11 protein-coding genes are annotated in these 15,076 nt (G+C 67.7%); 3 read left to right on the forward strand and 8 right to left on the reverse strand.

Annotation, left to right across the window (positions count from 1 at the left end; genetic code table 11):
- Window positions 1-192: 192 nt before the first annotated feature.
- Window positions 193-3,498: a TonB-dependent receptor gene (locus CA234_RS17310; RefSeq protein WP_346962742.1), complete on the forward strand. Its 3,306-nt coding sequence runs from the start codon at window positions 193-195 to the stop codon at window positions 3,496-3,498.
- Window positions 3,499-3,555: 57 nt separating this feature from the next.
- Here CA234_RS17310 and CA234_RS17315 read toward each other — a convergent pair whose 3' ends face one another.
- Genes CA234_RS17315 through CA234_RS17325 form a run of 3 tightly spaced genes read right to left on the reverse strand, consistent with a single transcriptional unit; the run spans window position 3,556 to window position 5,779 of the window.
- On the reverse strand, window positions 3,556-4,509 hold the full coding sequence (locus tag CA234_RS17315; protein WP_125976389.1) for an alpha/beta hydrolase-fold protein: 954 nt from the start codon (window positions 4,507-4,509) through the stop codon (window positions 3,556-3,558).
- Entirely contained in the window at window positions 4,506-5,060 is a 555-nt protein-coding gene (locus tag CA234_RS17320) for a transcriptional regulator (protein WP_125976391.1), read from the reverse strand. The genes CA234_RS17315 and CA234_RS17320 overlap by 4 nt, the downstream gene beginning before the upstream one ends.
- A 50-nt stretch (window positions 5,061-5,110) precedes the next feature.
- Window positions 5,111-5,779 carry a class I SAM-dependent methyltransferase gene (locus tag CA234_RS17325; protein ID WP_125976393.1) on the reverse strand — a complete coding sequence of 223 codons (669 nt, stop codon included), beginning with the start codon at window positions 5,777-5,779 and terminating at the stop codon, window positions 5,111-5,113.
- Between the two features lie 92 nt (window positions 5,780-5,871).
- Here CA234_RS17325 and CA234_RS17330 point away from each other — a divergent pair, with 92 nt between their 5' ends.
- On the forward strand, window positions 5,872-6,510 hold the full coding sequence (locus tag CA234_RS17330) for a TetR family transcriptional regulator (protein WP_126002333.1): 639 nt from the start codon (window positions 5,872-5,874) through the stop codon (window positions 6,508-6,510).
- Window positions 6,511-6,520: 10 nt separating this feature from the next.
- Window positions 6,521-6,952, forward strand: a complete 432-nt coding sequence (locus tag CA234_RS17335; RefSeq protein ID WP_126002334.1) for a DUF1810 domain-containing protein — start codon at window positions 6,521-6,523, stop codon at window positions 6,950-6,952.
- Here CA234_RS17335 and CA234_RS17340 read toward each other — a convergent pair.
- The 5 genes from CA234_RS17340 to tkt are packed head-to-tail and all read right to left on the reverse strand — an operon-like array spanning window position 6,949 to window position 15,071.
- The gene (locus tag CA234_RS17340) at window positions 6,949-7,758 is read right to left on the reverse strand and encodes a Cof-type HAD-IIB family hydrolase (protein WP_126002335.1); all 810 of its coding nucleotides are present in this window, start codon (window positions 7,756-7,758) and stop codon (window positions 6,949-6,951) included. The genes CA234_RS17335 and CA234_RS17340 overlap by 4 nt on opposite strands.
- Window positions 7,755-9,188 (reverse strand): glucose-6-phosphate dehydrogenase, encoded by a 1,434-nt coding sequence (gene zwf / locus CA234_RS17345; protein WP_125976401.1) that lies wholly within the window; start codon window positions 9,186-9,188, stop codon window positions 7,755-7,757. Before zwf ends, CA234_RS17340 begins: the two co-directional genes overlap by 4 nt.
- Window positions 9,185-10,171 carry a phosphogluconate dehydrogenase (NAD(+)-dependent, decarboxylating) gene (gene gnd, locus CA234_RS17350; RefSeq protein ID WP_125976403.1) on the reverse strand — a complete coding sequence of 329 codons (987 nt, stop codon included), beginning with the start codon at window positions 10,169-10,171 and terminating at the stop codon, window positions 9,185-9,187. Before gnd ends, zwf begins: the two co-directional genes overlap by 4 nt.
- Window positions 10,172-10,194: 23 nt before the next feature.
- Complete coding sequence (locus CA234_RS17355) at window positions 10,195-12,999, reverse strand: bifunctional transaldolase/phosoglucose isomerase (protein ID WP_126002336.1); 2,805 nt, start codon at window positions 12,997-12,999, stop codon at window positions 10,195-10,197.
- On the reverse strand, window positions 12,996-15,071 hold the full coding sequence (gene tkt / locus CA234_RS17360) for a transketolase (RefSeq protein ID WP_126002337.1): 2,076 nt from the start codon (window positions 15,069-15,071) through the stop codon (window positions 12,996-12,998). Before tkt ends, CA234_RS17355 begins: the two co-directional genes overlap by 4 nt.
- Window positions 15,072-15,076: the final 5 nt, after the last annotated feature.

Consider the following 15,076-nt stretch of genomic DNA (forward strand, 5'->3'; position numbering starts at 1 on the left):
GTTGCATCCAGGTTACAGTGTTTGCGAAAACATTTCCAAAAATGGTAGCGGTAGCATTGCCAAGCGCTTGGCGATCTGTTGTACATACTGACAACATTGTCGTGGCCAACGAGCCACCAAAAATCGGAGGAGGGGATCATGCGGTCGTCATCGCGTGCGCGTCTGCGCAATATCAACAAAATCGGATCTTTCTTGCGGGGCGCCTCGGTCTCCGCGCTCTGCATCGCAGGGATGATGGGTGCCGCCCATGCCCAGACCGCGGCGGAGGAACCCCAGACCGGCGCGACGCAGGTCGATGAGGCGCAGCAGGACCAGATCGTCGTCACCGGCATCCGCGCCAGCCTCGCCACTGCCCAGTCGATCAAGCGCAACTCCGATACGGTGGTCGATGCGATCACTTCGCAGGACATCGGCTCGCTGCCGGACCGCTCGGTCACCGAAGCGCTGCAGCGCGTGCCGGGTGTCTCGATCAATCGCTTCGCCGGGTCGAACGACCCCGATCACTTCTCGGTCGAAGGCTCGGGCGTCGCGGTGCGCGGCCTTACCTTCGTGCGCTCGGAGTTCAACGGCCGCACCGCCTTCGCCGCGGGTGTCGGCGGGCAGGCGCTCAACTTCGCCGACGTGCCGTCCGAACTGCTCGGCTCGGTGATCGTCGCCAAGAACACAACCGCCGACATGATCGAGGGCGGTCTTGCCGGTACGGTCAACCTCAACACCCGCAAGCCGTTCGATCGCACCGGCCTGCATGCCGCGATGAGCCTCGAGGCGAATTACGGCGACATGCGCAAGAAGTGGACGCCGACGATCTCGGGGCTGATCTCGAATACCTGGGATACCGGCATCGGCCGCTTCGGCCTGCTCGCCAGCGGCGCCTTCTCGCAGATCAAGAGCCGCTCCGACGGCATCCAGGTCGCCAACTATCAGACGCGTGACAACACGCTGGTCAATGCGGCCAACACCGACGGCACGCTCGTCTGCCGCAACCCGCTGCCCTCGTCGACCGATACGACGACGCTGCCGGCAGCCAATGCCCCCTGCGGCACCGCCGGCGGTGCGGGTGCGGACGGCTTCGCCGATTTCGCCCGGTCGCGCGTGGCGCCAGCGGGCGGCCAGTTCCGCACCCAGGAGTTCAACCGCAAGCGCGACGGCATGTCGCTGGCCGCGCAGTTCGAATCGATCGATCACCGCACGACGCTGACCGCCGAATATGTCCGCTCGCACACGACGCAGGAGTGGAGCGAGTACACGTTCGAGACCGCGCCGGATCTCGCCGAATACACCACCTATCCGAAGGGTTGCCTGCAGAACTCGAACGGCCCGAACACCATCCCGGCCGACGGCAGCGCTGGCGCGGCAACCTCGCGTGCCGAGTGTCCGGTGGGCCAGTTCCAGGACTTCCAGTACGATGCCAACGGGCTGTTCCAGTCGGGCTATATCGTCAACACCAGCAATGGCTGGCGCGGTGATCCGAGCACGTCGCCCTATGTGCCGATCGGCGGTCTGCAGCAGTCGCTGGCGCGGCGCCAGTCTCGTGAAGAGACGCTCAACCAGGATTGGAGCCTGCGCCTCAAGACCGATCTGACCGATCGCCTGACGGTGACGCTCGACGGCCAGGTCGCGAAGTCGCGTCGCCAGCATCTCGATTTCTCGGTGTTCGGCTCGAGCTTCGCCGACCAGGAGCTCGACATCTCGGGCAAGATCCCGTCGGTCACCCCGCACAAGCCGCAATATCTCGGCTATAACTGGTCGACGCCGGACAGCGCGCTCGCGAATGCCACCGATGCGCAATATTTCAACGATCCGCGCTTCCAGTTCTGGCGTGCGGCGATGGACCATTTCGAGGACAGCACCGGCACGCAATATGCGTTCCAGGGTGACGTGGAATACAAGTTCGACGAGGACTCGTTCCTTCGCCGCGTAAAGTTCGGCGCGCGCTACCAGGATCGCGACCAGACCGTCCGCTACTCCACCTACAACTGGGGCATGCTGAGCGAGACCTGGTCGGGCTCGCGGCCGGTCAATTTCGCCGACACGCCGGCGAGCATGATGACTCGCTACAACTTCCCGAACTTCTTCCGCGGCCAGACCGGGGGCCCGCCGGGCGCCTTCTATTATGGCGGCGACATGATCCGCGGCTATGACCAGGCGGTGAAGGACTTCCAGGCCGTCCAGGCGATCGCCACCGGCCTCGGCGCATCGCCGACATGGGTCCCCGCCTCCGGACGCGCGCGTGCCATTGCCGGCACGCCGTATCTGCCCTCGGAAATCCAGCCGGTCAGCCAGCTGGACACGGCGGCCTATGGCATGGCGAGCTTCGGTTCGGACACGCTGTTCGGAAGCGTGCGCTTCTCGGGCAATGTCGGTTTGCGCTGGGTCCGCACCAACGTCCGTTCGGAAGGCCGGATCGGCGTGCCGAGCCAGGCGGAGCTCAACATCCTCGAGCCCTTCGCCGATCGCTGTGCGCTGGAGGTGCCGCCCAACGCACCGCCGGGCACCCTGCCGCAGCCGCAGGGCGGCGTCTGCACGCTCGGGCCGACGGGCTATGCGCAGCTGCAGCAGTTCGCCGGCGCGGGGTTCGACAGTTTCGACGCCGCGAAGACCAGCTACAGCTATCTCCTGCCCAGCGTGAACCTCAAGTTCGGGCTGTCGGACAAGCTGCTGGTCCGCCTGGCCGGCTCGAAGGTGCTGACGCGGCCGGACAACGCCAATATCCGCAACTTCCTGACCATCGGCCTGGGCACCAGCGGCGAGCTGACGGCGACAACGGGCAATCCCTATCTGCGCCCGGCGACCGCCTGGCAGTTCGACGCGAGCCTCGAATGGTATTTCGCCAGCGTCGGCTCGCTGACGCTCAACGGCTTCTACAAGGCGATCGACGGCTTCTTCTACCAGAAGGTCACCAACCGCTCGCTGACCAGCAACGGCGTGACCAAGGACGTGTTCGTCCGCGGGCCTGCCAATTACGAAGGCACCGGCAAGATCAAGGGCTTCGAGCTTGCCTATCAGCAGACCTATGACTTCCTGCCCGGTCCGCTGAAGGGGCTCGGTATCTCGGCCAACTATACGTTCATCGACAGCTCGGGTCTGCCCAACAGCTTCCTGAACGGCGGCTCACCGTCGAACGTCTCCACGGTGACGCCGTCGGGCAGCCTGCCGCTCGAGCAGCTGTCCAAGCACAATGTCAACGCGGCGGTGTTCTACGAACTGGGCGGCATCTCGGTGCGCGCGGCCTATAACTGGCGCTCGCGTTTCCTGCTGACCGCATCGGACGTGATCTTCCCCTATTTCTCGATCTTCAACGAGCCGGTGGGGACGCTCGACGCTTCGCTGTTCGTCAACCTGACCAAAAACGTGAAGCTGGGCGTCCAGGGGGTGAACCTGACCAATACGATCACCAAGACGACCCAGGCCTATACGGGCGATCCGAAGGACCTGGCGCCACGCTCCTACTTCATGAACGACCGTCGCTTCTCGTTCATCCTGCGCGGGAGCTTCTGACGAAGAGGAGGGGCTCGGTGACCGCCGGGCCCCTTTCGCTTGCCCGAGGGACGGGCATCAGCGGTGGGTCGTGTCCGCCGGCTGATCGCGCCAGATCCAGCGCAATATCTCGGGCAGCAGCGCGCCGCCCTCGGCATCCGAATGCCCGCCCGGGGTCCAGGCATGGCGCACATCGTAGCGGGGGCCGGGCCGCTTCTCGGCATCGGCTTGCGCATTGGCCCATTCGAGGCTCTTCACCATCTGCCGGTTGGCGAGGAACCAGTTGCCATGCGCATTGTCGAGATCCTCGCGGCCGTCCTGCAGGAAGATGCGCAAGGGGCGGATCGGGCTCTTGCGGATCAGTCCGGGATAGAGGTCGCCGCCATAGGTTCGCGGCTGGCCGTCGGGGCCTAGGGTGAGGCCGATCGACGTATAGCTGCCGATGCAGCTGATCACGTTGCCGAACGCCTCGGGGTGCCGCCAGGCCAGCGTCCACGAGGCAATCGCACCGCTGGAGGTGCCGCCGACCGCACGCCGCTTCGGATCGGCCGAGAAACGCCAGCGCCGGGCCACCGCGGGGAGCAGTTCGTCCAGCGTCATCCGGGCATAGGCGTCGGACAGCGCGTCATATTCCTCGACCCGATGGTCCGGGTTCTGCATGCCGAGCGTGTCGGGATAGTGCGCCGATCGGTTGCCCGGGGTGACGAACACGCCGAGCGTCTGCGGAATGGCGCCCTGCGCGATCAGCGCGTCGAGTACCGCCGGCACCTTGAGCGAGCCTTTGGGGTTGGTCGCGCGCTGGCCGTCCTGGAACAGCAGCAGGTTGGGCGGCCGCGCGGGATCGTAGCCGGCGGGGATATAGACCCAGTAGCGCCGCACCGTGCCGGGATAGATGCGGGACTGGAGCTCGAACGGCCCCTCCAGCCGGCCATGGAGCGGGGCGGCGGCGGTATCCTGCGGCGGCCTGGCGATGGCGGCGGGTGCCGTCATTCCGGCCAGAGCGCCCGCGAGGAGGAGGGTCGAGCGGATCATCCTTGGTCTCCTGCGATGTGCGCTGCCGCAGCCGCCCGTACGGCGAGCCAGCGATCGCGTTCTTCCTGCGCGTCGGCGAGCGCACGGTGCGCGGGGCGCGCGCGATCCCGCATGTCGGCATGGACCAGCAGGTCCTCGATCGTGGCGTCGAGCTGCGCGGGCGGCACGTGCGGTTCGAGCACCGCCCGGGCCGCCTCGCGCCGCGCGGTGTCGGTATCGCGCAGCCGCAGGCTGTGGCGCGGCAGCCCGGCGGCGCGCAGCAGCGTGCTCAGCCACTTGCCGTCCCAGCTGGGCGCGCTGGCCAGCAAATCGTGGTCGGTCAGCACCTCGACCATCCGCTGCGCCACCGCGTCATGCGCTTCCCCTTCTGCGAGCAAGGTCGCGCGGGGGATGTGGTGGATGGCCTCGGCGGCGGGATCCCAGTCGTCCCAGTCGGGGGCGGGGCGGAGGAGATGGGCTTCCGAGCGGCCGTCCTCGAACACCCACGCCACTTCGATCGGGTAGCTGCGCTTGCCCAGCGACGAGGCCTCGAAGTCCAGAAACACCAGCATGCCGCCGATAACGACAGCGAAGGGACTGGACTGCAAGGCCTTTTCGCAGCTCACCGCAGCCGGATCGTCAGCTCGACCTCGTCGTTGAAGGGCATCGACATATAGCCGCCCGCGACCTTGCTCACGCGCTCGAGATAGTCCGGGCAATGATCGACATTGTCGGCGACCAGGATCGCGCCGGGGCGCAGCCGCGGTTCGAGCAGGTCGAGAATGTCGGCATAGAGCGCCTTGGCGCCGTCGAGCAGCACCAGGTCGATCGTCTCGGGCAGATCCGCCGCCAGCGTCTGGAGCGCATCGCCTTCGCGGAAATCGACCAGGTCGGACAGGCCGGCTTCCGCGAGATTGGCCCTGGCGCGGGCAATCTTCGAGGGTTCGAATTCGGTCGCGATCAGCCGCCCGCCGCCATTGTCGCGCAATGCCGCGGCGAGGTGGAGCGTCGAGATGCCGAAGGAGGTGCCGAACTCGACGATGGCGCGCGCGCTCGTGGCGCGGCCCAGCATGTAGAGCAAGGTGCCGACCGCCGGCGAGACGGGCAGGGCAAAGTCGCCGAGCCGGGCGTAGAGCTCGGCATAGTCGGTCTTGCTGCGCAGCAGGCGGCGCTGCTCCTCGCCGCTGATCCCGGCAAAGGCAGGGGCGAGCATGGGCGGGTTTGCCTCGGCCTCGTCAAACAGGCGCGCGATCAGGGGCGCCACGGGGGCGCTGGTAAGCGTATTCGTCATGGGGGTGCTCCGGTGACCGGCGGGAACTTGCCGGCACCGCCAAAATACGACTAATCCGTCAGCTTCACCTATTCGCATTGGCAAGGAGCCCCATGGCCGCCGCCCGAACCCCGCCGATTCACGCGCGGAAACGCCCCAAACAGCAGCGCGCGACCCAACTGATCGAGGCGGTGCTCGAAGCCGCTGTTCAGGTTTTGATGGCCGAAGGCGCGCAGCGTTTCACCACCGCGCGAGTCGCCGAGCGGGCGGGGGTGAGCGTCGGCTCGCTCTACCAATATTTCCCGAACAAGGCAGCGATCCTGTTCCGGCTGCAGGCGGACGAATGGCGCCGCACCACCGCGCTCCTCTCTGGCATCCTGGAGCAGCGCGAGGTTCCGCCGCCGGCGCGGTTGCGCCAGCTGGTCCATGCCTTTGTCCGTTCCGAATGCGAGGAGGCGGCGATCCGCCTGGCGCTGGCCGACGCCGCGCCGCTCTATCGCGATGCGCCCGAAGCGATGGCCGCCAAGGACGCGGCGGCGCGGGTCTATCGCGCCTTTGTCGAGGAAGCGCTGCCCGACCTGCCCGAAGCCGATCGCCATCTCGCGGGCGACCTGATCAAGATGACGCTGAGCCAGGTCGGCGCCAGCTTCTCCGCCACGCCGCGCAGCGAGGCGGAGATCGTCGCCTGGTCCGATGCGATGGCGAACATGTTCCTCGCATATTTCAGCGCACTCCGCGGCAAAACCGGTTAGGGTGGCGGGAATGAGCGATCCGCACGACCTCGACCGATTCGTCGCCGCGCAGGAGGGGAGCTACGAGACCGCCCTCGCCGAAATCCGCCGCGGCGCCAAGCGCAGCCACTGGATGTGGTACGTCTTCCCGCAGATCGCCGGGCTCGGCCGGAGCGCGATGGCGCAGCGCTATGCCATCGGCTCGCTGGCCGAGGCGCGCGCCTATCTCGAGCACCCGGTGCTGGGCGCCCGGCTGCGCGACAGCGTATCGGCGCTCCAGGACCTGACCAGCGGCACCGCCGAGGGCGTGTTCGGCGAGACCGACGCGATAAAGCTGCGCTCGTCGCTGACGCTGTTCGAAGCCGCCGGCGCGGGCCCGCTGTTCGCCGCCGCGCTCGACCGCTGGTTCGGCGGCACGCGGGATCCGGCGACGCTGGCGATCCTCGAACGGGACGCCAGCTAGCCGTTCAGCAGCGGCAGCAGGATCGTCTCGATCGCCTGGGCGACGCCGTCGGCATCGTTGCCGCCGGTCACGTGCATCGCGGCCTTGCGGACCTCCTCCGGGCCCTGGCCCATCGCGATCGACAGCCCGGCCCGACGGAACATCGGCAGGTCGTTATACTGGTCGCCGATCACCGCGACGTCGCTGAGCGGCACGTCCAGTGTCGCCGCCAGCGCGGCGATGCCGTCGCCCTTGTTCGCGGTCGGGGCCGTCACGTCGAGATAATAGGGTTGCGAGCGTGCGACCTCCGCGCCGTCGCCCAGCGCCGCCGCGACATCTGCCTCCAGCGCCGCCAGCATCTCGTGATCGGACGACACCGCGACGATCTTGTCGATCGCCTCGAGCAGCGGCGTAAAGTCGGTGCAGACGACCGGATCCTGCGCGGAGGTGACGCACTCGCGCGGGGTATAATAGTCGTCGAGCCGATCGGCGTGCCATTGCCCCTTGGCGAATACCCAGCGGATCACGTCCGGCCGTGCGATCAAGTCCAGCGTGCGCGCGGCGACCTCTCGGTCGAGATGCGTCGCCGAGAGTATCGTGCCGTCGGGCCGCACGATGGTCCCGCCGTTGAACGCGCCGAAGGGGGTGGTGAGGCCCAGCCGCTCGGCGATCCACAACAGGCCGCTCGGCGGGCGGGCGCTGATGATCGAGACGGGCACGCCCGCCGCGACCAGCCGCTGCACCGCCGCCACGACGGGTTCGCCGAGGCTCTTGTCGGGGCGGACCAGCGTGCCGTCGACGTCGGAAAGGAAAAGCCTGAGGTTCATGCGATCTCGTGCCAGCTGCGGCCGTCGCGCTCCAGCAGCGCGTCGGCGGAGGCGGGGCCGATGGTGCCGGCGGGATAGTCGTCGGGTTCGCCGCTGCGCCAGGCGTCGAGCAAAAGCTGCACCGCGCGCCAGCCGCCCTCGATCTGGTCGGCGCGCTGGAACAGGCTCTGGTCGCCGAGCAGCACGTCGTAAAGCAAGGTCTCATAGCCGGTGCGGTGGCCGAGATCGAACGCGTCGGCATAGGCGAAGGTGAGGCTGGCCGGCACCATCTTCACCAGCGGTCCGGGCTCCTTCACTGCCATTTCCATGGTCAGCGCCTCGTTCGGCTGGATCTGGAGGATCAGCCGGTTGGGCGGCAGCTCGGTGTTCGGCGTGTTGCGGAACAGCGTGGGCGGCACCTCGCGGAAATGGATGACGATCTCGGTATCGCGTGCGGTCAGCGCCTTGCCGGTGCGCAGGTAGAAGGGCACGCCGTGCCAGCGCCACGTCTCCACCGCGACCTTGAGCGCGACATAGGTTTCGGTGCGGCTGTCCGGTGCAACGTCCGGCGTGTCGCGATAGGCCGGCACCTCCTTGCCGCCGGCCTCGCCCGCCAGATAGCGGCCGCGCACCGCATCCTCGGGCGGGATCGGCGTGACGGCGGCGACCACCTTGGCCTTCTCGCTGCGCACCGCCTCGGCATCGAAGCTGTTGGGCGGCTCCATCGCGACGAGCGCGAGCAGCTGGAACAGGTGGTTGGGCACCATGTCGCGCAGCGCGCCGGTCTCGTCGTAGAATTTGCCGCGGCTGCCGACCGACACCGTCTCGGCCGAGGTGATCTCGACATGGTCGACATAGCGATTGTTCCACACCGCCTCGGTCAGCGCGTTGCCGAAGCGCGCGACGGTGATGTTCTGCACCGTCTCCTTGCCGAGGAAATGGTCGATCCGGTAGATCTGGGTCTCGTCGGCATGGGAGAGCAGCTGGGCGTTAAGCGCCTGGGCCGAAGCGAGATCGGTGCCGAACGGCTTCTCGACGACGAGCCGACGGAAACCGTCGCCTTCGTCGAGCAGCCCGCTGGTGCCGAGCTTCTCGCCGATCGGTCCGAAGAAGCTCGGCGCGGTGGCGAGGTAGAACACGGCGTTGCCCCGCAGCCCTTCCTGCAACGTTGCGTACAGCGCGTCGTCGCCGAAATCGCCGCGGAGGTACGTGATGCGCTCCCGCCAGCGGCCCCAGGCCTCTTCGTCGCCCTCGATGAACGCGCCGAGCTTCTCGCGCAGCGCGTCGTCATCGCCTTCGCCGTGGCTGATGCCGAGCAGCGTCGTGTCGCCGTCGAGCAGCCCGTCGCGCTCCAGATGGACCAGCGCCGGCATCAAGAGGCGTGCGGCGAGATCGCCCATCGCCCCGAAGATGACCAGCGTCGCAGCGGGTGCCGCCGGCGCGTCGCTCATTGCGGCATCTCGACATGGCCGCCGAAGCCGAAGCGCATCGCCGATAGCAGCTTTTCCCCGAAAGTGTGGTCGACGCGGCTGCGATAGCGCGCGAACAGCGCGGCGGAGAGGACGTAGACCGGCACCGCCTCCTCCATCGCCGCATCGATCGTCCACTGGCCCTCGCCGGAATCCGCGACCTGCCCGCTGAATGCCTCGAGCATCTGGTCCTTCGCGAGCGCCGAGGCGGAAAGGTCGAGCAGCCAGGACGAGATCACCGATCCGCGCCGCCAGACTTCGGCGATGTCGGTCAGGTTGAGGTCGAAGCGTTCGTCCTCGGCCAGACGTTCCGACGACTTGCTCTTCAGCACGTCGAAGCCCTCGGCATAGGCCTGCATCAGGCCATATTCGATGCCATTGTGCACCATCTTCACGAAGTGGCCCGAACCGGCAGCGCCGCAATGGATATAGCCCTTCTCGGCGCGTGGATCGCAGCCTTCGCGGTCGATCCGCTCCGGTGTCCGCGGGACGGTGTCGATGCCGGGAGACAGCGAATCGAAGATCGGATCGAGCAGGTCGACCGCCGCCTTCTCGCCGCCGATCATCATGCAGAAGCCGCGCCGCAAGCCCCAGACGCCGCCCGAGGTGCCGACATCGACATAATGGACCCCGCGTTCGGATGCGGCCTTCGCGCGACGGATGTCGTCCTTGTAGAAGCTGTTGCCGCCGTCGATGATGATGTCGCCCGGTTCGGCGGCCGCCATCAGCGCTTCTACCGTGGTCTCGGTCGGCTCGCCGGCGGGAAGCATCACCCAGAAGATGCGCGGTGCGACCATCTTGGCGACCACGTCTTCCAGCGAGCTGGCGGCGGTGGCGCCGACCTTGGCGATCGCTTCCACGGCTTCGGTGCTGCGATCATAGCCCACGATCTCATGGCCATGCTCCATCAGCCGGCGCGCGATCCCCGCACCCATGCGGCCGAGGCCGATCATCGCAAGACGCATCCGCGCTGTTCCTTTCCTGATGTTCAGAGGGCCGCGAGCACGGCCGATTGCAAAGCTTGTATCCCGCTGCCGCCGCGCTTCAAATGGACGCGCAGCACGCGGCGCCCCCGCTCGGCGAGCACGTCGGTATCGCCGCGCGCCTGGGCGATCTGGACGGTGCCGAAGCTTGCCTTGCGGCCGGGCACGGCGAGGTCCGGTTCCGGATCGCGGGTGATGGTGAGGAACACGCCGCCCGCAGGGCCGCCCTTGTACGCCTGGCCGGTCGAATGCAGGAAGCGCGGGCCGAAGCCGGCCACGGTCGCCACGCGCTTCGCATCGCGCACCGCGACCCGCATTGCGGTCAGCGCCGCGGTGTCGGCGTCGTTGCGCTCGATATAGGCGAGGAAGCCGGCATAGTCGCCGGGAACCAGCGCGCCGAAATGGTCGGCGAGCAGGCTGGCGGGGCTGCCGGAGAGTGACTGGCCCTTGCTCGCATAGAGCGCGAAATCCGCATTCTCGGCGATCGGCTGTTCGGGATCGAGCGCGCCCGAGGCCTCATAGGCATCGACCAGCGTTCGCGTCGCGATCTTGGCGTCCTCGACATCGGGCTGGTCGAACGGGTCGATCCCGATCACCGCGCCGGCGATTGCCGTTGCGACTTCCCAGCGGAAGAATTCCTGCCCGATCAGCAGCGGGGTATCGAGGTTGATCCGCACCACCGGATGGCCTGCGGCGGCGAGCGCATCGAGCTTTGCGGAGTCCGCACCGCCGCCCGCGCCTGCCAGTGCGAACTGCACGAAGACGCGGTCGTTGCCGTACGCCTCGGGCGCGCCGAGCGGCTCCAGGTCGACGGGAACGATGCCCTTGCCCTGCTTGCCGGTGGATTCGGCCAGCAGCTGCTCGAGCCACGCGCCGAGCGGGGCGAGCGGCGGTTCGGCGAGAATGGTCAGCTTGTCGCGACCGGCCCTGACCGCCTCGCCGATCAGTACGCCGAGGCGGACACCTGGGTTGGCGGCCGGCGGCACGTCGGCACCGCAGGAGAATACCATCGGCTGGGTGGTCTCGAAGAAGCTTGGCACGTCGAGGCCCATCGCCGCGGCGGGGACCATGCCGAACACCGACAGCACCGAATAGCGGCCGCCGATCGCGGGGTCCCCGGGGAAGGTGGCGCGGAAGCCGTCGTCGCGCGCCGTCGCTTCCAGCTTCGAACCCGGATCGGTGACCGCGACGAAATGCTCGCCCTTGTGGCCGCTTGCCTCGAAGAAATAGGCGCGCAGCAGCTCGGGTTCGAGCGTCGAACCGGACTTGGACGAGACGATGAACAGCGCCTCGGCGGGATCGATCTGCGCCTGCACGGCAGCGATCTGGCCGGGATCGGTGGTATCGAGCACGTGCAGCCTTGGGCTGCCCGAGGCATTGCCGAGGATCTGCGCCAGCACTTCCGGCCCGAGGCTCGACCCGCCCATGCCGAGCAGCACCACGTCGCGGAAATGCTTGGCCTGCTCCGCCAGCTGCCGGAGCGCGGCCCTGTCGACCTGCTCGCCGCGCGCGGCGGGGAGCCAGCCGAGCCATTTGGCTTCATCGCCGTCGGTCCAGAGCGTCGCGTCGTCTGCCCACAGCCGGCGCGACCAGGCCTCGGCGCGCGCGGTTTCCAGCCGTTCCTCGACCGCCTTTTCCAGCGTCTCCGGAAGTTGCACCTCGAAGCCGTTCAGTCGCTTGCCGAGATGGGCGGTGCGCTTGGCCGCCACGGCGCCGAGCAGCGCGTCGGCGGCATCGCCGAACTGCTGCACGCCGTCGAGCACCAGCGCGCGGGTGATGTCGTCGAGGCCGAGGCCCAGCCGGTCGGCTTCCGCCAGCACCTGGCGCGCTTCGTCCAGCCCTTCGGTCAGCGTCTCGGCCGCGGTGCCATGGTCGCGGAACGCGTCCATCGTCTTGGGCGGCATGGTGTTGACCGTGTCCGGCCCGATCAGCGTGTCGATGTAGAGGGTGTCCGGATAGGCGGGGTCCTTCACTCCAGTCGACGCCCAGAGCAGCCGCTGCGGCATCGCCCCCTTGGCGGCGAGTGCCTGCCAGCGTGGGCTGGCGATCATCTCCAGATACCAGGCATAGGCGCGCTTGGCATTGGCGATCGCGACCTTGCCGCGCAGTGCCTTGAGCGCGTCGCTCTCAGGATCGCCTTCCGCCACCCGTGCGTCGATCTTCTTGTCGATCTGGATATCGATCCGGCTCACGAAGAAACTGGCAACGCTCGCAATCCGGTCGATCGGCTGCCCTGCAGCTAGCCGCGCCTCCAATCCTGCGAGATAGGCTTCGGCGACTGCCTGGTAGCTTTCCTGCGAGAACAGCAGCGTGACGTTGATGTTGATCCCGTCCTCGATCAACTGGCGGATCGCGGGGGCACCGGCCTCAGTGCCGGGCACCTTCACCATCAGGTTCGGCTCGTCGACATGCTCCCAGAGCCGCCGGGCCTCCTCGATCGTCGTCTCGGTGCCGTTGGCGAGATAGGGCGAGACCTCGAGGCTGACATAGCCGTCGCGGCCGCCCAGCCGGTCATAGACCGGGCGCAGATCGGCCGCCGCCGCCTTAATGTCGGCGATCGCCTGGCTTTCGTACACGTCGGCCACGCTGGCGTCGCCGGCGCCGAGGAAGGCGTTGAAGCCCTCGTCATAGATGTCGCCATGCCCCATCGCCTTCTCGAAGATCGACGGGTTGGAGGTGACGCCGGTCAGGCCGTCCTGCTCGATCAGCTTGCGCAGGCCGCCGTCGCGCAGGAAGCTGCGGTCGACGAAATCGAGCCACGCGGCCTGGCCGGCTGCGTGGAGCTGCTTGAGCTTGCTGTCGGTGCTCATTTGGCCTGCTCCAGCACGTCGCGCGCGACCTTCACCACATTGTCGACGGTGAAACCGTATTTCTCCTGCAGCTTGGCGAGCGGGGCGGAGGCGCCGAAGGTCGACATGGTGATCATGGCACCGCTGCTGGTCACATAGCGGTCCCAGCCCATCGACCCGGCCTGCTCGACCGCAACGCGCGCCATCACGTTGGGCGGCAGCACCGATTCGCGATAGGCGCGGTCCTGCTTCTCGAACAGGTACCAGCTGGGCAGCGAGACGACGCGCGAGCGCACGCCCTCGGCGGTCAACCGCTCATGCGCCTCGACCACCATCGGCAGCTCGGAGCCTGTGCCGATCAGGATCACCTCCGGCACGCCGCCCTCGGCATCGGCAAGCACATAGCCGCCGCGCGCCACACCCTCGGCCGAGGCATATTTGCTGCGGTCCAGCGTCGGGATCGCCTGGCGCGAGAGGATCAGCGCGGTCGGCTCCTGGCTGTGCTCGAGCGCCACCTTCCAGGCGACCGCGACTTCGTTGGCATCGCCCGGGCGGATCGTGTCGAGGCCGGGGATCGCGCGCAGCGTGGCGAGATGCTCGATCGGCTGGTGGGTCGGCCCGTCCTCGCCGACACCGATCGAATCGTGGGTGAACACGAAGACCACCGGCAGCTCCATGATCGCCGCGAGGCGGATCGGCGCGCGCATGTAATCGGCGAAGACTAGGAAGGTGGCGGTGTAGGGGCGGAGATAGCTGAGTGCCATGCCGTTGGCGATCGAGCCCATCGCATGTTCGCGCACGCCGAAATGCAGGTTCTTGCCGCCATAATTATCGGCCTCGAAGGAATCCGCACCCTTGATGTCGGTCTTCGTCGAGGGCGAAAGGTCGGCCGCACCGCCGAGCAGCGCGGGGAGGTGCGGCGCGACCGCGTTGATCACCTTGCCGCTGCTGTCGCGCGAGGCGAGGCCCTTGGCGTCCGCATCGAAGCTCGGCAGCGCCTGCTGCCAGCCATTGTGGAGCTTGCCGCGGCGGAGCTCGTCGATCTCGGCGGCTTCCCGCGGGAAGGCCTCGCGGTAGCGCGCGAACAGCTGCTCCCATGCTTCCCGCGCCGCCTTGCCACGATCCGCGACCGCTGCGCCGAAGCGCTCGGCGACGCCCTCGGGCACCAGGAACTGCGCGTCCTCGGGCCAGCCATAGGCCTTCTTCGTCGCGCGGACATTGTCCTCGCCCAGCGCCTCGCCATGCGCCTTCTCGCTGCCAGCGCGGGGCGAGCCCCAGCCGATCACCGAATGGACGACGATGAAGGTCGGCGCGTCGCTGGTCGCGCGGAAGGTGGCGATCGCCTCTGCCAGCGCCGCGGTATCGTTGGCATCCTCGACATGGAGGACGTTCCAGCCATAGGCCTGGAAGCGCTGGCCGACATCCTCGTCGAAGGCGAGATCGGTGCTGCCCTCGATCGAGATATGGTTGCTGTCGTAGATCCAGCAGAGGTTGGAAAGCTTGAGGTGACCGGCGATCGACGCCGCTTCGCCCGAGACGCCTTCCATCATGTCGCCGTCGCCGCACAGGACATAGACGTCATGGTCGAACAGGTCGAAGCCGTCGCGATTGTAGCGGGCGGCGACCGCGCGCTCGGCGATCGCCATACCGACCGAATTGCCGCAACCCTGGCCGAGCGGACCGGTGGTGGTCTCGACGCCGGTGGTCATCCGATATTCGGGATGGCCGGGGGTCTTGGAGGAAAGCTGGCGGAACTGCTTGATGTCGTCGAGGCTCACTGCGGGCTTGCCGGTGGGCTGACCGTCGGCATCGATCTCGCGCACACCGGCCAGGTGCAGCACCGCATAGAGCAGCATCGAGGCATGGCCGACCGACAGCACGAAACGGTCGCGATTGGGCCAGTCGGGTGCTGCGGGATCGTAGCGGAGGAACTGGCTCCACAGCGTGTGCACCACCGGCGCCAGCGCCATCGGCGTGCCGGGATGGCCGCTGTTCGCCTTCTGCACCGCGTCCATGCTGAGCGTGCGGATGGTATCGATCGCCAGGCGATCGGGCGAGCCGTCTTCGTGGATCTTCTGGTCGAGGTCGGACATGGATC

The sequence above is a fragment of the Sphingomonas sp. ABOLE genome, assembly GCF_003950455.1.
GTDB classification, from domain to species: Bacteria; Pseudomonadota; Alphaproteobacteria; order Sphingomonadales; family Sphingomonadaceae; genus Sphingomonas; species Sphingomonas trueperi.